The sequence below is a fragment of the Vibrio sp. 10N.286.52.C3 genome (genome assembly GCF_041468865.1).
GTDB classification, from domain to species: Bacteria; Pseudomonadota; Gammaproteobacteria; order Enterobacterales; family Vibrionaceae; genus Vibrio; species Vibrio crassostreae_C.
The window spans coordinates 141,955-162,836 of sequence record NZ_JBFRJM010000061.1; the positions used below are offsets into that span (position 1 = coordinate 141,955).

Below are 20,882 nucleotides of genomic sequence, written 5' to 3' on the forward strand. Positions count from 1 at the left end.
CCATATACTGCTTTATAAGTTAAAGCGGAAGAGAGAAATATATGAACTTGGAACGTTCCGAGCGTATCGAAATCCCCGTGCTACCTCTACGTGATGTAGTGGTTTACCCACACATGGTTATTCCATTGTTTGTTGGTCGTGAAAAATCGATTACTTGCCTTGAATCGGCAATGGAAGCTAACAAACAAGTACTACTTGTAGCGCAGAAAGAAGCGGACACTGATGAGCCTTCAATTGACGACCTATTTAAAGTAGGAACTGTCGCTACCATTCTTCAGTTACTAAAGCTCCCTGATGGTACTGTTAAAGTGCTTGTCGAAGGTCAGCAGCGTGCAAAAATTCACCAATTCAAAGAAAGTGAGTTTTTCTTAGCGGACGCAGAATACGTTGTAACCTCAGAACTTGACGAAAAAGAACAAGAAGTGGTTGTTCGCAGCGCGATCAATCAATTCGAAGGCTTTATTAAGCTGAACAAAAAGATTCCACCAGAAGTTCTAACATCTCTGAACGGTATTGATGAGGCAGCTCGCCTTGCTGATACGATTGCTGCACACATGCCACTTAAACTGGTAGACAAGCAGCACGTTCTAGAAATCTTAGATGTGACTGAACGTCTGGAATTCTTGATGGGCCAAATGGAGTCAGAAATTGACATCTTGCAAGTTGAAAAACGCATTCGTGGCCGCGTTAAGAAGCAAATGGAAAAATCTCAGCGTGAGTACTACCTGAATGAGCAAATGAAAGCGATTCAGAAAGAACTTGGCGAGATGGACGACGCTCCTGATGAATTCGAGACTCTGAAGAAGAAGATCGAAGACTCTAAGATGCCTCAAGAAGCTCGTGAAAAAACCGAGCAAGAACTGCAAAAACTGAAAATGATGTCGCCAATGTCTGCTGAAGCAACAGTAGTACGTAGCTACATTGATTGGATGGTTGGCGTTCCTTGGGCTAAGCGTTCAAAAGTGAAAAAGAATCTAGCGAAAGCGGAAGAGATCTTAAACGAAGACCACTACGGCTTAGAGCGTGTTAAAGAACGTATTCTTGAATACTTGGCAGTACAAAACCGTATCAACAAGCTAAAAGGCCCAATCCTTTGTCTTGTTGGTCCTCCTGGTGTAGGTAAAACCTCGCTAGGTCGTTCGATTGCTGCGGCAACGGGTCGTAAGTACACGCGTATGGCACTTGGTGGCGTTCGTGATGAAGCTGAGATTCGTGGTCACCGTCGTACGTACATCGGTTCACTTCCGGGTAAACTGATCCAGAAGATGTCTAAAGTTGGTGTTAAGAACCCACTGTTCCTATTAGATGAGATCGATAAGATGTCTTCTGATATGCGTGGCGACCCATCTTCAGCACTTCTAGAAGTTCTAGATCCAGAACAAAACAACGCATTTAACGATCACTACCTAGAAGTAGATTACGATCTGTCAGATGTTATGTTCGTGGCAACATCGAACTCGATGGACATTCCTGGGCCTCTACTGGACCGTATGGAAGTGATTCGTCTATCTGGTTACACAGAAGATGAGAAGCTGAACATTGCTAAGAGCCATTTACTGGACAAGCAAGTTCAACGCAACGGTCTTAAGCCTCATGAAATTGAGATTGAAGACTCTGCAATCATCGGCATCATTCGTTACTACACGCGTGAAGCGGGTGTACGTAGCCTAGAGCGTGAAATCTCAAAGATCTGTCGTAAAGCAGTGAAGAACATCTTGCTAGACAGCGATCTTAAGTCTGTAACGGTTAACATTGATAACCTGAAAGAGTACTTAGGTGTTCAACGCCACGACTTCGGTAAAGCGGATGAAAGCAACCGTATCGGTCAAGTAACAGGCCTAGCGTGGACTCAAGTGGGTGGTGATCTACTGACTATCGAGACCGAAGCAATGCCGGGCAAAGGTAAGCTAACGCAAACTGGCTCACTTGGCGACGTGATGAAAGAGTCGATTCAAGCGGCAATGACAGTGGTTCGTTCTCGTGCTGAAAAACTGGGTATCAACTCAGATTTCTACGAAAAACGTGACATTCACGTTCACGTACCAGAAGGTGCTACACCGAAAGATGGCCCGAGTGCGGGTATCGCAATGTGTACTGCACTTGTCTCTAGCTTGACGGGTAACCCGGTTAAAGCAGAGGTCGGTATGACAGGTGAAATTACCCTTCGTGGTGAAGTTTTACCTATCGGTGGCTTGAAAGAAAAACTGCTTGCTGCACACCGTGGCGGCATCAAAACTGTACTGATCCCTAAAGACAATGAGCGTGATTTGGAAGAGATTCCAGACAACGTAATCGCTGACTTGAAGGTGATCCCGGTTCAGTGGATTGATGAAGTACTCAAAGTCGCGCTAGAACGAGATCCGTCAGGGGTCGAGTTTGACGTGAAAAAATAGTGATGCATAGCAAAAATAAGTAAAGAATTACGCTGATAGGCCCGAAAAGGCTTGTCAGCGTTTTTTTTGGACGCTAAGTTATTGATCAAAGCGGCAGCCCTTTTGCAATAAGGCTTGCGGCTAAATTAAAACCAAAATGGAACGTACAGTCATCAGAAGTAGTCACAGATGACACATAGGGGAAAAACAGTGAATAAAACACAACTAGTAGAATCAATCGCAGAAAACGCAGACATCTCTAAAGCTTCAGCTGGCCGCGCTCTAGACGCATTCATCGAAGCAGTTGGCACAACGCTACAATCTGGTGACCAAGTTGCACTTGTTGGCTTTGGTACTTTCAGTGTTCGTACTCGTGCTGCTCGTACAGGTCGTAACCCAAAAACTGGTGAAGAGATCCAAATCGCAGAAGCTAAAGTACCTGGCTTCAAAGCGGGTAAAGCACTTAAAGACGCATGTAACTAATTTTCACTGCTGAAACCTCCATTTAAGAGGGGAAGGCAGTAAAATGCGTTTACTGTTTGAAAAATGATGTTTCATTCTTAAACAGTATGTGTACAAAGCACATTGAACTTATTTAAATTATGCGCATCCTACTGATGCGCATTTCTTTTTCTGATAATATCGCGTGAATAGATTTTTATTTTGAAGCCAATGCTTCATATCCGGAGAGCACTTAAATTATGATGGATCGATTACGCGAAGGCGTGAATAGCATCGCGGTAAAAATTATCCTTGGGTTGATTATCCTGTCATTCGTATTCGCAGGTGTAGGCAGCTACATCACCGGTGGCGGTAACAACGCAGCAGCTAAAGTTGGCAACACAGAAATTGCTCGTGGTGAGTTCGAACAGGCTTACCAAAACGAACGTAATCGTATGCAGTCTCAACTTGGCGATTACTTCGCGCAAATGCTTGCAGACCCTGCTTACGTAGAGTCTTTCCGTAAATCAGTACTTGATCGCATGATCAATGACGTACTGCTTGAGCAGCAAGCTGAGTCTCTAGGCCTACGAATCAGTGATTCTCAAATCCGCACCATGATTCTAGAAATGCCTCAGTTCCAAACGGCGGGTCAATTCGACCAAGAAGTTTACCAATCGGCACTACGTCGTGCAGGTTTCAGCGCAGAGAGCTTCGCTGAATACATGCGTCGTGACCTTATGCGCAACCAGCTTGTGACTGCACTTCAAGGCAGTGAATTCGTTCTTCAGGGCGAAATCGATATTCAGAGCAAGCTTATCGCACAAACTCGTGACATTCGCACAGTGACACTGTCTGTTGCTGACCTTGCAAAAGACATCGAGTTAACTGACGAGCAAATCGAACAGTACTACCAAGAGAACCCAGCAGCTTACACTCGTCCAGAGCAAGCTAAGGTATCTTACATTGAGCTTTCTGCTGAAGCGCTTAAGTCTCAGCTTGAAGTAAGCGATGAAGAAGCACAGAAATACTACCAAGAGCACCTAGACAAGTACTCAACGGAAGAGCAACGTAAAGTTAGCCACATCCTAGTTCAAGGCGATGACGAAGCGAAAGCTCAGGCAATCCTAGACGAGCTAAATGCAGGCGCTGATTTTGCTACGCTAGCGGAAGAGAAATCTGACGACTTCGGTAGTGCAGACGTTGGCGGTGACCTAGGTTGGATTGAGCGCGATGTTATGGACCCTGCATTCGAAGACGCGGCTTTCGCTCTTGAGAATATTGGCGATACTACTGGCCTAGTTAAATCTGATTTCGGCTACCACATCATCAAGCTAGACGAACTAAAAGCGTCTCAAGCTCAGCCTTACACTGAAGTAGCGGCAGAGATTAAGACAGAGCTTCTAGACCAACACGCAGTTGATCAGTTCTACGAGCAACAAACTGAGCTAGAAAAAGTAGCGTTTGAATTCCCAGATTCTCTAGATGATTCTGCAGAAGCTATCAACGCGAAGATCACAACGACAGATTTCATCTCTCAAGTTGACGCTCCAGAAGTTCTGATGACGCCTGCAGTTATGCAAGCTATCTTGAGCCCTGAAGTGAAAGAAGACGGTCTAAACTCGGAAGTTATCGAAGTTGCACCTGAGCACGTAATTGTTGTTCGTGTAGAAGAGACTCGTGATGAGACAGTTCTTCCTCTAGCTGAAGTGAAAGATCAAGTTGTCGCTGCACTGTCTGCTGTACAAGCAGAGCAGCAAGCGGTTGAGCTAGGTGTTTCTCTAGTGAACGAACTTGAGCAAGGCAATGAAGCAGTACTAGCGGACAACAACCTTGAGTTCACTGAACTTGAAACGATTGACCGTAACTCGCCATTAGCGGCATCTGTATTCGCTCTAGCGAAACCAGAAGCAGGTCAAGCTGTGTTCGGTCAATCTAAAGACCAAGACGGTAATATCGTTGTTGTTGAGCTTTCTAAAGTAACGGCTGAGATCAACCCAGCCTACAGCACTCAAATTGGTGCACAGTTGGAGCGAGTTGGTAACCAGCAAGACCTGACTAACGTATTAAACGTACTTCGTAAAAACGCAGACGTTGAATACTACGTAGTGGGTCAAGGTCAGTAAGCGTTTGATTACCTCAGTAGCAAGCTCAAGTTAGAGCTTACTACTGAAATCAACACGTGATTGTTAGGCTTTAATTCAGATTTGTGAGCCAACAAACAAGCTGATGAAAATAAGATGTATAACGAAGCGGGTCACTTAGGTGATCCGCTTTATTTTTATCTGGTGATTGTGTTATCTAGCGCGGCAAATGCATAAGTTACGTTTTTTGAACAAAGGAACTATTTATGCGCACGATATATTCAACACTAATTCTTTCATTTCTGATGCTCTTAAGCCCTGCCGTGTTTGCAGACAGCCCAACCAAGGCTGAGCTTTACGAAGGCATTGAGATTACGGTCAACATCAATACCGCGACGGCAGAAGAACTTTCAGCACTATTGGTTGGCGTGGGTGACAAGAAAGCCAAAGAAATCGTCGATTACAGAGATCAGAACGGGGCATTTACTACTGCTGATGATTTGGTGAGTGTCAAAGGGATAGGTGAAGCGACGGTTGAAAAGAACCGCGAAAGAATTCAACTTTGACCCGTTTTTCTACTTGTTAGAAATGAAGCGATAGATATGAAGCCTCCGGCCAATGCACCTGCTAGGTGGGCTTCAATCGCGATACGAGCATTAATCAGTTCACCAGTCGTGCTAGAAGGGCCAATAAGCTGCTCCCAAGCGATTTTAGCGACTAATCCGAATACTAACAGCCAACTAGACTTCCTGCCGTTTAAAGCCTCTCTGAGCGCGAATAAGCCAAACAACCCATGCAAAGTGCCCGATAGGCCAACGTAGATCTGAATACTTGAAAACAACAGAGCGACGCCAGTCACTAAACTGATCACAAGCAAAGCAACAACAAGCTGTTTTTTACTCGGTTGAAACAGGTAGCTGATGATCCACAAGCCTGCTAGATTCATCAGAAGATGCGAGTAGTTGGTATGTGAAAAGTTTCCTGTTAGGATTCGCCACCATTGCCCATCGGCAATCGCATTGCTATCCCAAACGACCCAAGCTTGTATTGGCTCAAATTGGAATAAGACGCATAAAAGTGAAATGAAAATTAAAACAGGGTACACATTAAATCCATGTCTCGTTATTGCCCCCAATGCAGCAAGGCTTTGAAAGCTTGTATTTGTCAGTGGGTTACACCACTCGAATCGAATGTTGAGCTTATCATTCTTCAGCACCCATCAGAAGAGCATCGTCCGATGGGAACAGCGCGTATTCTCTCGTTATCTCTTAATAACAGCGTGACGTTTGTTGGCGAAGACTTTTCAGACAACGAACAACTCAACGCATTGTTGTGCGATGAACAGTATCAACATGTGATTTTATACCCAAGCGAAAACTCCGTTTCAGTTGAGTCGGCGACATCTCCCAATAAGAAGCTGCGTGTGATTTTATTGGATGGCACGTGGAAGAAAGCATTCAAGATGTGGCAAGTATCGAGTAACTTGCATGCGTTGAACACGGTTCATTTACCGAAAGATCTCAAGGGTAATTACCGAATTCGCAAAGCACCCAGTGAAAATAGCCTTTCAACCGTTGAAGCTGGCTATCATTTACTTAGCTTGTTAGAGCGTGATGGCGACTTTAGCCCTTTGCTAACGGCATTTGACCAAATGATTCAGTTTCAAATCAATCAAATGCCGCCGGGCGTGTTTGAGAAAAACTACTTAGATTAAGCCGTTTTAGTAAAGTGAGTCAGGAATTAAAACTCGGTATGAGCTGAGAACAGTTGCTGATGCATTTTCTGCGCAAGATCATCAGTCATCGATGAAATGTAATCGGCTATCACGCGCATTTTTCGAGACTCATCTTGATGTTGTAGCCATTGCTTCTTGATGGGCAGTGGCAGCAAGCGTTCAGGATCTGCGCTGAATGCTTCAAACATATCCATGATGATCTGTTGACCTTTGTATTCGATGACCTGAACCTGTGGCACTTGAATAACGAACTCGCTGACAAAGTGTTTCAGCTTATCGAGTGTGCCGTCCATGCTCGGCTCGAGCACCGCATTGTAAGCCAACAGTACATTCTCAAAGTTAGCCTCCACTCGCTTAATCGAGATACTGGTCAACAGTGCGTTGACTATCCCACCAATCGCATCCTTTCGACGATACTGTTCACCAGAGAAAAGCATCTCTGTAATTGAATCTAGGTGTTCACAAATCCATGGGTCGGCCATCTCTTTCAGTTGAGGGTAAGCCGATTCGACCCACTGAGCTTTGGTCACAGAGCCAAGCACAATCGCATCTTCTAAATCGTGCACGCCATACGCGATGTCGTCAGCAAGTTCCATGATCGAACAATCCAGTGACTTATATTTGGTCTTGTTGTGCTCAAGTGGCTCGGTATGCATTTTTCTTTTCTGTTTTAGGAGCTGTTGGTCGCTGCTTGAAAGCGGTTCAAGCACCCAGTTAAACAACTCTTCATCATGATCGTAGATGCCTTTTGCTGGCATCCAATCTTTAGCTCGGAGTTGTCGTTGATGCTTAACGGGTTCAGACTGCAATTTAGCTTGAACCTCACTCAGCAGAGAAGGGTACTTAATTAGACCTAACAAAGTGCGTCGAGATAGGTTCATCCCGTGATGTTCAGTGTAAGGTTCTAGCTGTGTGACTATGCGAAACGTTTGAGCGTTGCCCTCAAAGCCGCCGTGGTCGCGCATCATGTAGTTGAGTGCGACTTCGCCGCCATGTCCATAGGGTGGATGACCGATGTCGTGAGCCAAACACAGTGAATCAATCAAACTGTCTGAGGGTAATAGGTCTCGAAATTCGGGCTGCTTTTTCTTCAGTTGAGCGACGATACCGGTGCCAAGCTGAGCGGCCTCAAGAGAGTGGGTAAGGCGCGTTCGGTGAAAGTCGTTGACCGTGGTGCCATGGATCTGGGTTTTCGCTTGTAAGCGACGGAAAGCAGCAGAGTGAAGCACGCGCGCACGATCACGCTGATACGGGCTGCGGTGGTCATCCCGTCTTATTTTATGTTCATCGTCATTTCGATGCTGCCATTCTTGTTCGAGTACAAAGGGTGGTTCGAGTTGAGAATTCAAAATAGCACCTATCAAATTGATTTTATTTAGCTAATTAAAAACAACTTATACCCAGCTAGCTTATCTCGTCTAGTGATAATTCAAAGCTCGGTGCGAATGTGGTGAGAAAGTAGTCCATTTCTGGGCTTTTGCGTTGTTCGAGTGTCTCTTCCAATCGGCGCTTGGCTTGCTCGTATTCATGATTGCCCGCACTGAGCTCTTCCAAGCATTTCAGGTACGCACAGATAGTATCTGCCTGCTTGACGATGCTTTGCTCTTCTTTACTCGCAGTACCAGATATTAAGAAGGGGGCGAAGTCGTCTCTGAACTCTTCTGGCAACATCGAAAGCAGTCTTTGTTCTGCCGCGGCTTCTATTTTCTTATACTCTTGTGCAATATCCGGGTTGTAGTATTTAACTGGCGTTGGCAAATCACCCGTCAGTACCTCACTGGTGTCGTGGTACATGCCAAGCAGAGCAATGTGCTCGGGGTTAAGCTGACCATCAAACTTCTTGTTTTTGATCAGTGCCAAGGCGTGTGCCACGAAAGCAACCTGTAGGCTATGTTCTGAAATGTTCTCGCTTGATACCGAACGCATCAGGGGCCAGCGTTGAATTAGCTTCATGCGTGCGAGATGGGCAAAGAAATGGCTCTGTTTCATAAATGTCCTTATAGTACCAATCGTAGTAAATAACTGGTCATCCTAGCTTGTTAAAAAACTCGATAACTATGTTAGAATTTTTGATTGTAGAATAACTACTTATCGAAGCTGCTTGTCGAAAATAGCTGCCTTGTTCTCAAGCTTTTTCCCTACGCTATTTCTGAACACTTACTTACTGTGATTGGTATAAACAATACTCCACTCGTATCTTGTGTTTGCACAGGGATACGAGACAGCGGATACAAAAAAGGCTCCTAAACAGGAGCCTTTTAAGCATAGAAGTGAATGAATACAAGTTAAAGTCTTTTAAAACAGCAAATTGTAGCCATCTTTCTTTGTGCTCATTAACCTTCGATGAGGTCGTCTTGGCTGTAAGTCTGTAAGAAGCGCTCTAAACGACCAATTGCGATTTCTAGATCTTCGATGTGCGGCAGAGTCACGATACGGAAGTGATCCGGTTTCGGCCAATTGAAGCCCGTACCTTGAACCAATAGCACCTTCTCTTGCTTAAGGAAGTCGAGTACAAACTTCTGATCGTCTTTGATGTTGTACATGTTGGTGTCGATTTTAGGGAACAGGTACATTGCACCTTTCGGTTTCACACAAGAAACGCCAGGGATCTTGTTGATCAGTTCCCATGCACGGTCACGCTGTTCAAGCAGTCGACCGCCTGGAAGAATCAGCTCATTGATACTCTGATAGCCACCGAGTGCGGTTTGGATAGCGTGTTGCATCGGAACGTTGGCACACAAACGCATTGAGGCCAGCATTTCTAGCCCTTCTACATAGCCTTTCGCTAGGTGTTTAGGGCCTGTTAAGAACATCCAACCACCACGGAAACCACATACACGGTAAGCTTTAGATAGGCCGTTGAACGTGACCATTAATACGTCTTCAGCAAGCGTTGCCACTGAAGTGTGTACCGCACCGTCGTAAAGTACTTTGTCGTAGATTTCATCGGCGAAGATGATCAAACCGTGCTCACGAGCAATCTCAACCACTTGTAATAGGAAATCACGGCTGTATACCGCGCCTGTTGGGTTGTTCGGGTTGATAAGAACGATGCCGCGCGTCTTTGGTGAGATCTTCGCGCGCATGTCGTCTAGATCTGGATACCAATCAGCATCTTCATCACACATGTAGTGAACCGGTGTACCACCAGAAAGCGCAACAGACGCTGTCCATAGTGGGTAATCCGGAGCGGGAACTAAGATTTCATCACCATTATCCAGTAGCGCTTGCATAGACATAACGATAAGCTCTGATGCGCCGTTACCAATGTAAACGTCTTCTACATCAAGGTTACGTAGGCCTTTTTTCTGGTAGTGCTGAACAACCGCTTTGCGGGCTGAATAGATGCCTTTTGAGTCGCAGTAACCTTGAGATGTCGGTAGGTTACGGATTACGTCAACAAGGATTTCATCAGGGGCGTCAAAACCAAATGGGGCGGGGTTACCAATATTAAGCTTCAGTATTTTATGCCCTTCTTCTTCCATGCGCTTAGCATGTTTGAGTACAGGCCCCCTGATTTCGTAGCATACGCTGTTGAGTTTTGACGACATCCCGATATTTTGCATTGCCGATTTCCTGAAATTAATTTAAATACTTTATTAAAGTACCGCAAAATGGCGTTTGATAGAATAAAAATCTGATGAATGTCGCATTTCAGTATCACGTTTAGCCTTTTTGTTGTCACTCTTTTCTAAATTTTAATTAATCGCTTTCTTGGTTATTGGCTAAGATGAATAAAGGGGCGGGATCGCTTAAAATCACAGGAATGTTGAAAAGATATAGTACATTCTTGATCTAAGTGGGTACTGCCCATAAAGTATCAAACTAATATAATAATAATTTAGATGTGAACGAGGTCGATTTGTCACATTTCCAGCAAACTATCTCCGCTTTGATTGAGCGAGTACAAAATGCCCAAGCAAGCGAAGTTCGTTGTGTTGAAGTTCTAACGCAAAAACCATCGTTTGCATTTATAGAATGGCTTCATGCTCAACCGCTCTTTCCTAAGTTCTACTGGCAGTCACGCGACACTCGTGAAGAGGTTGTTGCGCTCGGACAGTTACATACGTTTTCAGATCCTGCACCCGCGTACGCTATTCTTGGTGAAGACCAACGAATCTGGGGTGGACGCTCGTTTGATGGGCACACCGCAAAGAACCGTCGCTGCATGGAGTCGTTTTTCTTCCTTCCTCAGGTTGAATTGATCCGCTTTGACAATACTTGGTCGCTGGCGGTTAATTTGTCCCCTGATCGCGTTTCTTCTATTAATGCTTTGAATAAGCTTTCTGTAGAAGCCGCGATATTGGCGCCTTTGTCTGCCCATATTGAACAGATCAATCACGTTCCAGAAAGAGAGCAGTGGGGCAACCTTGTCGATAAAGTGCTGCAAGGCATTAGCGATGAAGAGTACAAAAAAGTCGTTTTAGCACGTAAAACCACACTGCAACTCGATGCGCCTATCTGCGCAGCTCAATTACTTAAAGCCAGCTATCTGCAAAATCACCACAGTTTCCACTTTATGTTGGTGCTGGATTCTAAACACAGTTTCATTGGCTCGACACCAGAGCGCTTATATAGCCGACATGGTATGGAGCTTGATACCGAGGCGCTTGCTGGAACCATTGGTCGCGGAGAGAACGCTACTGAGGATATGGAACTGGCCAACTGGCTTTCTCAAGACAGCAAAAACCTCAATGAGAACCAGTATGTGGTCGACGACATCATTGAGCGTCTCACTCCTCATTCTCAAACGGTCCATGTTGAAAAGGATGCGCGTCTAGTGCGCTTGCGTAAGGTGCAGCATTTGAAGCGCAATATCCATGCTCAGCTCAACAATGGCGTTAATGGTGTGCAGTTGCTTGCTGCCTTACAGCCAACTGCTGCGGTGGCGGGTTTACCTCGTAAAGAGGCGATGGATTTCATTCTTGAACACGAACCGTTTGCACGAGGTTGGTATGCAGGCTCTGTAGGCTATATCAGTCATCAGCGAGCGGAATTCTGCGTGGCGATTCGAAGCGCCTTGATTGTAAACGATCAAGTACAACTGTTTGCTGGCGCGGGGATCGTGCCGGGATCGGTTGCCGAACATGAATGGCAAGAGCTGAACAAGAAGATGTCTACTCTGCTTAGCTTAATTTCAGATCACCCTCCATTGGGTGTCGCGTCATGAATCACGACCAAGCCGTATTAAATAGAGTTTGGTGTCACACGTTACTTGAAGAGCTTGCACGCAATGGCGTTGAACATGTTTGTGTTGCTCCGGGCTCTCGCTCAACGCCGCTAACTCTCGAAGCTGAAGCCAACTCCAAGTTAACCTTACACACGCACTTTGATGAGCGTGGTCTTGGGTTTTTAGCTTTAGGCTTAGCAAAGGCTAGCAACAAACCGGTTGCGGTGATTGTGACATCAGGAACCGCTGTGGCGAATTTGCTTCCTGCGACGGCTGAATCTGGGCTGACCCGAGAGAAGCTGATCTTGCTAACCTCTGATAGGCCCATCGACTTGGTCGACTGTGGTGCCAATCAAGCGATTCAGCAGCAGGGTATCTTTTCGTCTCACGTTGAAACGGCACTAAACCTTCCAAGTCCAACGACACAAGTTTCTTTGAATTGGCTTTTGACGTCGGTTGATAACGCACTGGCGAAACAGCGCAGCGTCGGTGGGGCTATTCATATCAACTGTCCGTTCCCAGAACCGCTTTATTCCGCTAATAGCGCCGAGATGTATGCGGATTATACAAAGAGCGTGGCAGCTTGGAGAGCTTCAACCTGCCTTTACTCGAACACTTATTTGCCCAGTCATTTAATCGCTCAGCCTGTTTCAGCAAGTGATTATGTCGCTCGTAAAGGCGCAGTGATTATTGGTTCTATCGAGAATGAAGCCGCAATTAAAGCCAAGCAGTTTGCGACAGCTTTGGGCTGGCCAGTATTCTGTGACCCTCAATCGGGTGTCAGTAGTGACTGGAAACACTATGATTTATGGATGCAAAGTGACGCAGCCAAAGCACAGCTTAGTCAGTGTGATTTTATTATCCAGTTTGGTGAGCGCATCGTATCTAAGCGTCTTAACCAATGGGTAAAAGAACAAGCTGCCACATTTTGTTCATCGCAGTACATCGTTGTTTCACCAGATGCACATCGTATTAATCAAGATCATCTGCCTCAAACTCATATTGTCGCTGATATCGAACATTGGTTATCAGAGCAACATCTACCAACGCTGTTGGGAGAACATGCTGGCTGGGCGGCATCTTTGGCGGAAGTCGCGAATACGGTTCAGCAGTTAGCGTTGGCGCAAATCTCTAATAACGACCAACTGACAGAGTTGAGTGTTGCAGTTGACTTGTCGTCTAGACTTAAAGACAGAGAGTTGTTTGTGGGAAACAGCTTGATGGTAAGGCTGGTGGATATGCTGTCTTCAATATCTGCGAATCGGGTTTACAGCAATCGTGGTGCATCGGGCATTGATGGCTTGGTGGCGACGGCTGCGGGAGTGATAAAAGCCAACCAGAACCCCTTATTGATGTTGATTGGCGATACTTCTTTGCTTTACGATCTCAACTCACTGGCTCTGCTGACTCATAATTTAACGCCGATGGTTATTGTTGTGACCAACAATGATGGTGGTGCGATCTTTGATTTATTGCCGGTGCCAGAGCAGCAGAAACAGTCACTTTATCAAATGCCTCATGGTTTCAGTTTTGAACACGCTGCTGCGCAATTCCAGTTGGGATACGCTGCGCCAGAAACCTTGAATTGCTATCAAACCATTATCGAACAACATTTCGAACAGGGTCAGGGTACCTTGCTCGTGGAAGTTAAGACGCCTCCCGAACAAGCGTCTACTTTGCTGAAACAATTCAGTTCAATGCTCACCGAGGCATTAGCCTAAGGACTTTACATGCTTTACTCCGATTATTACCCAGCTGTACAAGATTCTTCTGACAAACCTTTGCTTGTTTTCTTACATGGTTTACTCGGAAGCGGGGATGATTGGAGTGCATGTCATCCATTCCTTGAGGATTTTCCTCTCCTTTGCATAGATTTACCCGGACACGGACAAAGTCGCTTTATCGATCCGGTAGGGTTTGATCATTGCTGTAAGAAAATTGTTCAGTGCATCACATCTCAGCTGGCTCTCAACGATCTTCCTGTCGATTATCCTATCGTGGTGATTGGGTATTCTATGGGGGGAAGGCTTGCCATGTATGGGGTAACAAGCCCTTGCTTCGAAACTCTTAACTTAGAGAAAGTCATCATTGAAGGTGGCAACTTTGGCTTGGAATGTGATGAAGAAAGAGCACAAAGGTTAGTACACGATACGCAATGGGCTGTTCGCTTTGCACAGCAGTCGATTGAAGATGTTTTAGACGATTGGTATCAACAAAGCGTCTTTTCTTCACTAAATCATGAGCAAAGACAAACTTTGGTCATAAAGCGTAGTGGTAACCTTGGAGTATCCGTAGCAAATATGTTGTTATCTACTTCGTTAGCTAAGCAACCGGATTTACGTGCCACATTGAAATCTCATGAGCATTTATTGCATTATGTATGTGGAGAAAAAGATCGTAAATTCATGGAGCTAGCTGAGAATAGTGGCTTTGAATATAGTCAGGTGGATTACGCGGGTCATAATGTTCATTTTGAGCAACCAGAGATGTTTTCAAATCTGATCATCCAATGTATCGCCAGTCGTTGATGAACTGACTGAGCGAACCTCTCGTATCAAGCGCTATAGAAAGCAGAGCAACACCGTCGCGACTCTACGCTAGTCGCGCTCTCTAATAGAACAATGGGAATCATCATGGCTAAAACAGTAGGCATCACAGAAGAAGAACTTTACGCAGCCGTTAACTGGCGCGATGAAAGCAGTCAATATGAAGATATTCAATACCACAAGTCTGATGACGGTATTGCGAAAATCACGATTGCTCGCCCTCAAGTGCACAATGCGTTCCGTCCACAAACCGTAAAAGAGATGATCAATGCACTGGCTGATGCTCGTTATGACGAGAAAGTTGGCGTAATCATTTTGACTGGTCTTGGTGAGAAGGCGTTCTGTTCTGGTGGTGACCAAAGTATCCGTGGTGACTACGGCGGTTACCAAGATGACTCAGGTACGCACCACTTGAATGTACTTGATTTCCAACGTCAAATTCGTACTTGTCCAAAACCAGTTATCGCAGCGGTATCGGGTTGGGCAGTCGGTGGTGGTCATGTACTTCACATGATGGCAGACCTTACTATTGCAGCTGAAAACGCGCAGTTCGGTCAGACGGGTCCTAAAGTGGGTTCTTTCGATGGCGGTTGGGGTGCTTCTTACATGGCTCGTATCGTTGGTCAAAAGAAAGCACGTGAAATCTGGTTCTTGTGCCGCTTCTACGATGCACAAGAAGCACTGGACATGGGCCTTGTAAACACCGTTGTTCCTGTTGCTGACCTAGAAAAAGAGACAGTTCGTTGGTGTCGTGAAGTGCTTCAACACAGCCCAATGGCACTGCGTTGCTTGAAAGCGGCACTGAACGCTGACTGTGATGGTCAAGCAGGCTTACAAGAGTTGGCTGGTAACGCAACCATGATGTTCTACATGACAGAGGAAGGCCAAGAAGGCCGCAACGCATTCAACGAGAAACGTCGACCGGACTTCGACAAGTTCCCGCGTAATCCATAGTCTTTCTCCTCTTCAAAATGAGTCGCTAATAGCGGCTCGTTTTGTTTTGATGTTCCCCGTTTTTTAGGAAACTTTATGAACTCAGTGAATTCTCAGCGTCACGCTAAACTTTACCGTTATCAATTACCTATGGATAGTGGTGTGGTTCTTCGTGACAATAAGTTGAACGAACGTGTTGGCTATATCATCCAACTTGAGTGTGATGGTAAAACTGGTTTTGGCGAAGTTGCGCCTTTGCCCGGTTTTAGCCAAGAAGATGCCGAACAAGCTGGCATTCAGCTTCAACACGAATTAGAGCTTTGGAGCCACAATAAGCCTCAAACGCCTTTCGACGAGCTGTATCCTTCTGTCGCGTTTGGCTTTTCAATGGCGATGATGGAATTGCGAGGCGATCTTAACGCTCAAGGTAACTACCAAGCGGCGCCTTTGTGTACAGGCGATCCAGATGAACTGATTCCTGTATTGAATGAGATGGTAGGCGAGAAGGTCGCGAAAGTGAAAGTCGGCCTCTACGAAGCGATTCGCGATGGCATGTTGGTTAGCTTATTCCTTGAGTCGATCCCTGATTTGACTCTAAGACTTGATGCCAACCGTGCGTGGAAGCCAGAGAAAGCGAAGCAATTCATTAAATACATTTCGCCGTCAATGCGCCAGCGTATAAGCTTTATCGAAGAGCCTTGCCAAAAGCCAGAAGACAGTTTGGCCTTTGCCATTGACCATGGTGTGGCGATTGCGTGGGACGAGACACTGCAAGAAGCGGTGCGCAGCCCGGAATTTGATCTTAGCGACCTTACTGGTGTTAAAGCAGTCGTGATCAAGCCAACTCTTATTGGTTCTGTCGAGCGTTGCGTGGCAATCATTGAGCGAGCACAGAAGCTTGGAATGAAACCTGTATTGAGCTCAAGCATTGAGTCGAGCCTAGGTCTGACTCAGATTGCTCGTCTGGCGCAGCAATATTTGCCAAATGAAGTGCCGGGGTTGGATACGATTGGCTTGTTCAAGCAGCAGCTAGAGGTTTCTTGGCCGGGCTGTCAGTTGCCTGTCTCTACGCTTGAAAAGCAACAATTGATTTGGTCTTCTTAGACCGAGCTATTTGAATGGCTATTTAGTTAGCTTAACAAGTTCTTAATCTATTTTTGGTTATCATATGATGCGCCCACAATCTAATCATCCCCCGCTCTGGGTAAAGTGGGCGCAGCAAAACCCACTTCAACCAGCGTTAGTGACCACTCACCGCACTTATACTTGGCAGCAAGTGTTTGTGTTGGTTAGTGAGTACCAACAACAGCTATCTCATCAAGGCCTATCTGAAGGTGATGTACTGACGATTGTTGGTAAGAATCAAGCTGAAGTGATCCCTGTTTATCTTGCCGCACTCAATTTGGGTGTGGTTTGTGCGTTTACGATGCCTCAGCCTAGTTTACGCCTGAAGCAAAAGCTCGATTCCTTATATCAAGCAGATCAACAGAGCTACCTTTGGCTCTTGGGCAATAGCGGAATAGAGCAATCAGAGACTGCCGATTTGAATACTCAGTTGGTGACCTTGCCTTGCCTAAGTGAACTGAAGTTTGATGGTGATGATGAGCAGATAACGACACCTCAAGAATCCAATTTCAATCCGCAAAATCTAGCGAGCATCGTATTCACTTCAGGTTCTACCGGAAACCCAAAAGCGGTCGTTCATACACTTGAGCAGCACCTATGCTCTGCGTCAGGGCTGCTTGAGGTGTTTCGTTATCAACAAGGTGACACGTGGTTACTGAGTTTACCTATGTACCATGTGTCGGGGCTGGCGATAGTTCATCGTTGGTTGGCGGCTGGTGGTTGCATCAAAATAGGCACAGGTCAGCTTGAAACCGATATAGAAGAATGCAGTCATGCTTCATTGGTCGCTACTCAACTACATCGTTTGTTAAAGAGTAAGCAAGCACTTACTTTAACGCATGTACTTTTGGGTGGTAGTCATATACCAGAAGCACTTGGGCTCGAAGCTCAACAAATGGGCATCGAAACATGGCTTGGATACGGCATGACTGAAGCGGCTTCAACCGTGACTGCGAAGCCCGTTGATGCCGGCAGCACCGCCGGTTTTGTCCTTAACCATCGCCAGCTAAAAATTGAAGAACAACGTATCTTTATTGGTGGGGAGACGCTCGCGTCCGGGTATTACTATCAAGGTAACTTAACGCCATTAGTTGATAAGAGCGGTTGGTTTGATAGCAAAGATCTTGGTGAGTGGCTTGGCGAACAAGTGTCGATTATTGGCCGTGCCGACAACCAGTTTATTTCTGGTGGTGAGAACATTCATTGCGAAGAAATTGAGCGAGTACTCAATCAATTGTCTGAGGTTAATCAGGCTTTTATTGTTCCCATTGAAGATGATGAGTTCGGATTTCGACCTGCAGCGATTGTCGATTGTGCTGAGTTGCCAACCAAAGAGTGGTTTATCGAGCAGTTAACTGGTCGTCTTGAACGGTTCAAATTTCCTATTGAGTATTATCGAATGCCTCAGCAGGAACAACATGGTATTAAGGTTTCGCGCGCTGGATTGGCGCAGTGGTTACAGCAGACCCGTTCTAAATAGAGCGAAGAGCAATAAAATGAAGCGCAATACACGGTGACTAGTCGTAATTGCGCTTCAGGGGGTTGTGACGGTGGTGAAGCCGTCACAAATTCTAATTATTTATCGTGTCATTCAAGATTTGGCGTTAAGCGAGTGCCTTCTTCATTTGTTCAGCGACTTTATCTACCTTACCTAGACCAATGATAACTTGTAGACCACCTTTCCCAACCGGTACCACACCTGCCGCACCGAGTTTCTTCAGTTTCTCGCTGTCTGCTGCACCTGAGTCTTTCACAGTTAAGCGTAGACGAGTAATACAGTTATCGACTTCTAGAATGTTGTCTGCACCGCCAACCGCTTCAATGTAGCTGTTGGTTAGGTTAGCCAATGCTTCTGGCGTTTCAGTTTCTTTTTCTGCTTCCATCTCTTCACCACGACCTGGAGTACGTAGGTTGAACTTGATGATAGCGAAGCGGAAAATACCGTAGTAAAGCGCGAAGAACACCACACCTTGAACCAGTAGCATGTACCAGTTAACCGCGAGTGGGTTTTGGCTTGATAGTACTAGGTCAACGAAACCAGCAGAGAAGCCGAAGCCTGCCATCCATTCCATGCTTGCTGCAATGTAAAGCGATAGGCCTGTTAATACTGCGTGCAGTAGGAACAACACGGGTGCTAGGAACATGAAGCTGAATTCTAGTGGCTCTGTGATACCCGTGAAGAATGAAGCCATAGCTGCCGCAAGCATGATTGCGAATACTTGGTTTTTGTTTTTCGCATCAGAACAGTGATACATCGCCAATGCTGCTGCTGGTAGGCCAAACATCATGATAGGGAAGAAGCCCGCTTGGTACATGCCAGTTTTACCTGGAATACCCGTACCGTTAGCGATAGATTGCGCGCCGCCTAAGAAGTTTGGAATGTCGTTAATACCAACAACGTCGAACCAGAACACAGGGTAAAGAGCGTGGTGCATACCTACTGATAGGAACAAACGGTTGAAGAAACCAAACAGACCAGCACCCACCGCACCCATGCTTTCTAGTTTAATACCCAGAACGATCAGAGCGTCGTAAACAGCTGGCCAGATGTAAAGTAGAGCAAAAGAGAGAGCCATACCTGCGATTGAGGTCAGGATAGGAACCAAACGCTTACCGCTGAAGAACGCTAGAGCTTGAGGAAGTTCAACCGTTGAGTAGCGGTTGTAGATCTCAGCAGAGATGATACCCACAATGATACCTACGAATTGGTTGCTGATTTTGCCAAATGCCGCAGGCACTTCACTGAGTTCAACATCCATTAACTGAGCAACAGAGCCCGGAGCAAGTAGCGTGGTGACGACGAGGAACATCACAAAGCCAGACAGTGCCGCAGAACCATTCTTATCACGGCTCAAACCAAATGCGACACCCACCGCGAATAGAACCGCCATGTTGTCGATGATCGCGCCACCAGATTTGATCAAGAATGCGGCTAAGATACTTTCAGAACCCCAACCAACAGGATCCAACCAATAGCCGATCCCCATAAGGATTGCTGCAGCTGGCAGTGTGGCTACGGGAACCATCAATGCCTTACCTACTTTTTGCATATACCCGAGTATATTCATATGTGCCCCTAAGTTTGTAATTAATTTTTTTAATGTTTCTGCTCGTCAACGTATGGAGTCAAATATTGATCGAGGCAGGATTTTAAGTAACTGCGGTTATTAAAAACTTATTTCTTAATGCAAACAAACGAAACGGGTAGTAGTATGAATTAAAATTTTTAATGCATGAGTTCGTATGGCTAACCATCAATCTTTACTTAGAAATCTTCATACTTTTAATGTTGCTGCAGAGAAAATGAGCTTTACGCTAGCGGCTAGAAAGTTGCATTTGACTCAGGGAGCCGTTAGCCATCGAATCAAAGTGTTAGAAGGTGAACTCGGATTTAACTTGTTTGTGCGAGGGACTCGTAAACTGGAACTAACGGAAGAAGGCCAGCGCTTTCAACGAACGTTATCCAAGTCGTTAAGCTCTATTTTTGGTGAGATCGAAGACATTAGCAACACAGACTTGTATGGACAGATCAATATCGGTACCAGTCCTGCATTTGCCAACAGTTGGTTACTGCCGAGGTTGGCTGATTTTAAACAGCGATACCCAAAGTTTAATCTCAATATTTTCTCGCAAGAAGAGCAGGATTTTCATCAAAATCATCTCGATGTCGCTATTTACTATGGTGCTGAAAATCTCAAAGACATGCATCGACAGCGCCTGTTTGGTGAAAAGTATATTCCGGTATGTACACCGAGTTACGCGGCTGAACACGACATCTTTGATGATGGCTTAGAATCGCTGCACCGGATTAATTTCATTCATGCACTAGGGTCAGATGTATGGCAGCGTTGGATTAAACACCACGGCTTAGATGTGAACTTGTTTGAGCAATTTTACTGTGTGAGCCACCGGGATATGGGCGTAAGAAGTGCCCTCAGCAATATCGGTGTCGCGATGGGGCGCTATCATTTTGTTAAGCAGTATGTTCAGACTGGTGAGCTGATAACACCTTATCCGAGCATGGATACAGACCAAGGGTATGACTTAATCTGCCCGCTAGGCACGGAAAAACGTCCTAAGGTAAGAACCTTTATTAAGTGGTTAGAAGGGCAGTTGCGCTAGGTTAGTTAATTTAGCAATTAGATAGTTCAAAACAGAATTTATTATCTTTATAACCATCCATCATAATAAGCCATATAAATAACGGATTATAGAATAAGGTCTTATTATGAAAATTGCCCTCACCATTGCGGTTTTACTGCAGATAGGCCAAGCAATCATCTCGTCAGGGTTGACTCGTTCGTTGGCTGAGCTCACCGCATTTGTGTTGGTTGTGGTACTTGTTTTAATGAAAAGAGAGAGCAAGAAGAGTGATAAGCCCCTGTTTGATTCGTGATTGTTACAACAAAGAATACCCTTACCACAAACGATAAAGGCAAAGCCCATTGGAGCTTTGCCTTTTTGTTTGTGCGCCGA

18 protein-coding genes are annotated in these 20,882 nt (G+C 45.5%); 13 read left to right on the forward strand and 5 right to left on the reverse strand.

What is annotated here, in order from left to right; translation table 11 throughout:
* Positions 1–41 precede the first annotated feature (41 nt).
* The 4 genes from lon to AB4138_RS19405 all read left to right on the forward strand — a co-directional run bounded on the left by lon (position 42) and on the right by AB4138_RS19405 (position 5,463).
* Complete coding sequence (gene lon, locus AB4138_RS19390) at positions 42–2,393, forward strand: endopeptidase La (RefSeq protein WP_017060619.1); 2,352 nt, start codon at positions 42–44, stop codon at positions 2,391–2,393.
* Positions 2,394–2,561: 168 nt separating this feature from the next.
* Positions 2,562–2,855 (forward strand): HU family DNA-binding protein, encoded by a 294-nt coding sequence (locus AB4138_RS19395; RefSeq protein ID WP_012604504.1) that lies wholly within the window; start codon positions 2,562–2,564, stop codon positions 2,853–2,855.
* Between the two features lie 218 nt (positions 2,856–3,073).
* Positions 3,074–4,939, forward strand: a complete 1,866-nt coding sequence (gene ppiD, locus AB4138_RS19400) for a peptidylprolyl isomerase (RefSeq protein WP_372307329.1) — start codon at positions 3,074–3,076, stop codon at positions 4,937–4,939.
* Positions 4,940–5,163: 224 nt separating this feature from the next.
* Entirely contained in the window at positions 5,164–5,463 is a 300-nt protein-coding gene (locus AB4138_RS19405) for a helix-hairpin-helix domain-containing protein (RefSeq protein WP_017060617.1), read from the forward strand.
* On the opposite strand, the gene rrtA is transcribed toward AB4138_RS19405, so the two are convergent.
* On the reverse strand, positions 5,454–6,002 hold the full coding sequence (rrtA, locus tag AB4138_RS19410; RefSeq protein ID WP_017060616.1) for a rhombosortase: 549 nt from the start codon (positions 6,000–6,002) through the stop codon (positions 5,454–5,456). The two genes, AB4138_RS19405 and rrtA, sit on opposite strands and share 10 nt — an antisense overlap.
* Positions 6,003–6,011: 9 nt before the next feature.
* Here rrtA and AB4138_RS19415 point away from each other — a divergent pair, with 9 nt between their 5' ends.
* Complete coding sequence (locus AB4138_RS19415) at positions 6,012–6,611, forward strand: tRNA-uridine aminocarboxypropyltransferase (protein ID WP_017060615.1); 600 nt, start codon at positions 6,012–6,014, stop codon at positions 6,609–6,611.
* Positions 6,612–6,637: 26 nt separating this feature from the next.
* Here AB4138_RS19415 and AB4138_RS19420 read toward each other — a convergent pair whose 3' ends face one another.
* The 3 genes from AB4138_RS19420 to AB4138_RS19430 form a co-directional block, all read right to left on the reverse strand.
* Complete coding sequence (locus tag AB4138_RS19420) at positions 6,638–7,981, reverse strand: anti-phage deoxyguanosine triphosphatase (protein ID WP_372307332.1); 1,344 nt, start codon at positions 7,979–7,981, stop codon at positions 6,638–6,640.
* Between the two features lie 55 nt (positions 7,982–8,036).
* Positions 8,037–8,621 carry a 5'-deoxynucleotidase gene (gene yfbR / locus AB4138_RS19425; protein WP_017060613.1) on the reverse strand — a complete coding sequence of 195 codons (585 nt, stop codon included), beginning with the start codon at positions 8,619–8,621 and terminating at the stop codon, positions 8,037–8,039.
* Between the two features lie 344 nt (positions 8,622–8,965).
* Positions 8,966–10,198 carry a pyridoxal phosphate-dependent aminotransferase gene (locus tag AB4138_RS19430; protein WP_017060166.1) on the reverse strand — a complete coding sequence of 411 codons (1,233 nt, stop codon included), beginning with the start codon at positions 10,196–10,198 and terminating at the stop codon, positions 8,966–8,968.
* A gap of 296 nt (positions 10,199–10,494) precedes the next feature.
* Between AB4138_RS19430 and AB4138_RS19435 the strand changes: the two genes are divergently transcribed.
* The 6 genes from AB4138_RS19435 (at position 10,495) to menE (ending at position 17,886) form a co-directional block, all read left to right on the forward strand.
* On the forward strand, positions 10,495–11,802 hold the full coding sequence (locus AB4138_RS19435; protein WP_017060167.1) for an isochorismate synthase MenF: 1,308 nt from the start codon (positions 10,495–10,497) through the stop codon (positions 11,800–11,802).
* A complete protein-coding gene (menD, locus tag AB4138_RS19440; RefSeq protein ID WP_372307335.1) occupies positions 11,799–13,523 on the forward strand; it encodes a 2-succinyl-5-enolpyruvyl-6-hydroxy-3-cyclohexene-1-carboxylic-acid synthase in 1,725 nt (574 codons plus the stop codon). The genes AB4138_RS19435 and menD overlap by 4 nt, the downstream gene beginning before the upstream one ends.
* Before the next feature lie 9 nt (positions 13,524–13,532).
* Positions 13,533–14,330, forward strand: coding sequence for a 2-succinyl-6-hydroxy-2,4-cyclohexadiene-1-carboxylate synthase (gene menH / locus AB4138_RS19445; protein ID WP_017071715.1), 798 nt, complete (start codon positions 13,533–13,535; stop codon positions 14,328–14,330).
* A gap of 105 nt (positions 14,331–14,435) precedes the next feature.
* Positions 14,436–15,302, forward strand: coding sequence for a 1,4-dihydroxy-2-naphthoyl-CoA synthase (gene menB / locus AB4138_RS19450; protein WP_017064079.1), 867 nt, complete (start codon positions 14,436–14,438; stop codon positions 15,300–15,302).
* Between the two features lie 75 nt (positions 15,303–15,377).
* Entirely contained in the window at positions 15,378–16,385 is a 1,008-nt protein-coding gene (gene menC / locus AB4138_RS19455) for an o-succinylbenzoate synthase (RefSeq protein ID WP_017060171.1), read from the forward strand.
* Positions 16,386–16,449: 64 nt separating this feature from the next.
* Positions 16,450–17,886, forward strand: coding sequence for an o-succinylbenzoate--CoA ligase (gene menE, locus AB4138_RS19460; RefSeq protein WP_372307339.1), 1,437 nt, complete (start codon positions 16,450–16,452; stop codon positions 17,884–17,886).
* A 124-nt stretch (positions 17,887–18,010) separates the two neighbouring features.
* Here menE and nagE read toward each other — a convergent pair whose 3' ends face one another.
* Positions 18,011–19,456, reverse strand: a complete 1,446-nt coding sequence (gene nagE, locus AB4138_RS19465; protein WP_017064077.1) for an N-acetylglucosamine-specific PTS transporter subunit IIBC — start codon at positions 19,454–19,456, stop codon at positions 18,011–18,013.
* A gap of 193 nt (positions 19,457–19,649) precedes the next feature.
* On the opposite strand from nagE, the gene AB4138_RS19470 reads away from it, so the two are divergent.
* Together AB4138_RS19470 and AB4138_RS19475 are read left to right on the forward strand one after the other, a co-directional pair.
* On the forward strand, positions 19,650–20,528 hold the full coding sequence (locus AB4138_RS19470) for a LysR substrate-binding domain-containing protein (RefSeq protein WP_017068948.1): 879 nt from the start codon (positions 19,650–19,652) through the stop codon (positions 20,526–20,528).
* A 106-nt stretch (positions 20,529–20,634) separates the two neighbouring features.
* Positions 20,635–20,802, forward strand: coding sequence for a hypothetical protein (locus AB4138_RS19475; protein ID WP_017060175.1), 168 nt, complete (start codon positions 20,635–20,637; stop codon positions 20,800–20,802).
* Positions 20,803–20,882 lie beyond the last annotated feature (80 nt).

Excerpts from the sequence above, each read along its gene's own strand:
- lon (WP_017060619.1), top strand. The coding sequence starts at position 42 with ATGAACTTGGAACGTTCCGAGCGTATCGAAATCCCCGTGCTACCTCTA.
- AB4138_RS19395 (WP_012604504.1), top strand. The coding sequence starts at position 2,562 with ATGACACATAGGGGAAAAACAGTGAATAAAACACAACTAGTAGAATCA.
- ppiD (WP_372307329.1), top strand. The coding sequence starts at position 3,074 with ATGATGGATCGATTACGCGAAGGCGTGAATAGCATCGCGGTAAAAATT.
- AB4138_RS19405 (WP_017060617.1), top strand. The coding sequence starts at position 5,164 with ATGCGCACGATATATTCAACACTAATTCTTTCATTTCTGATGCTCTTA.
- AB4138_RS19415 (WP_017060615.1), top strand. The coding sequence starts at position 6,012 with ATGTCTCGTTATTGCCCCCAATGCAGCAAGGCTTTGAAAGCTTGTATT.
- yfbR (WP_017060613.1), bottom strand. The coding sequence starts at position 8,621 with ATGAAACAGAGCCATTTCTTTGCCCATCTCGCACGCATGAAGCTAATT.
- AB4138_RS19430 (WP_017060166.1), bottom strand. The coding sequence starts at position 10,198 with ATGCAAAATATCGGGATGTCGTCAAAACTCAACAGCGTATGCTACGAA.
- menD (WP_372307335.1), top strand. The coding sequence starts at position 11,799 with ATGAATCACGACCAAGCCGTATTAAATAGAGTTTGGTGTCACACGTTA.
- menH (WP_017071715.1), top strand. The coding sequence starts at position 13,533 with ATGCTTTACTCCGATTATTACCCAGCTGTACAAGATTCTTCTGACAAA.
- menB (WP_017064079.1), top strand. The coding sequence starts at position 14,436 with ATGGCTAAAACAGTAGGCATCACAGAAGAAGAACTTTACGCAGCCGTT.
- menC (WP_017060171.1), top strand. The coding sequence starts at position 15,378 with ATGAACTCAGTGAATTCTCAGCGTCACGCTAAACTTTACCGTTATCAA.
- menE (WP_372307339.1), top strand. The coding sequence starts at position 16,450 with ATGATGCGCCCACAATCTAATCATCCCCCGCTCTGGGTAAAGTGGGCG.
- nagE (WP_017064077.1), bottom strand. The coding sequence starts at position 19,456 with ATGCAAAAAGTAGGTAAGGCATTGATGGTTCCCGTAGCCACACTGCCA.
- AB4138_RS19470 (WP_017068948.1), top strand. The coding sequence starts at position 19,650 with ATGGCTAACCATCAATCTTTACTTAGAAATCTTCATACTTTTAATGTT.
- AB4138_RS19475 (WP_017060175.1), top strand. The coding sequence starts at position 20,635 with ATGAAAATTGCCCTCACCATTGCGGTTTTACTGCAGATAGGCCAAGCA.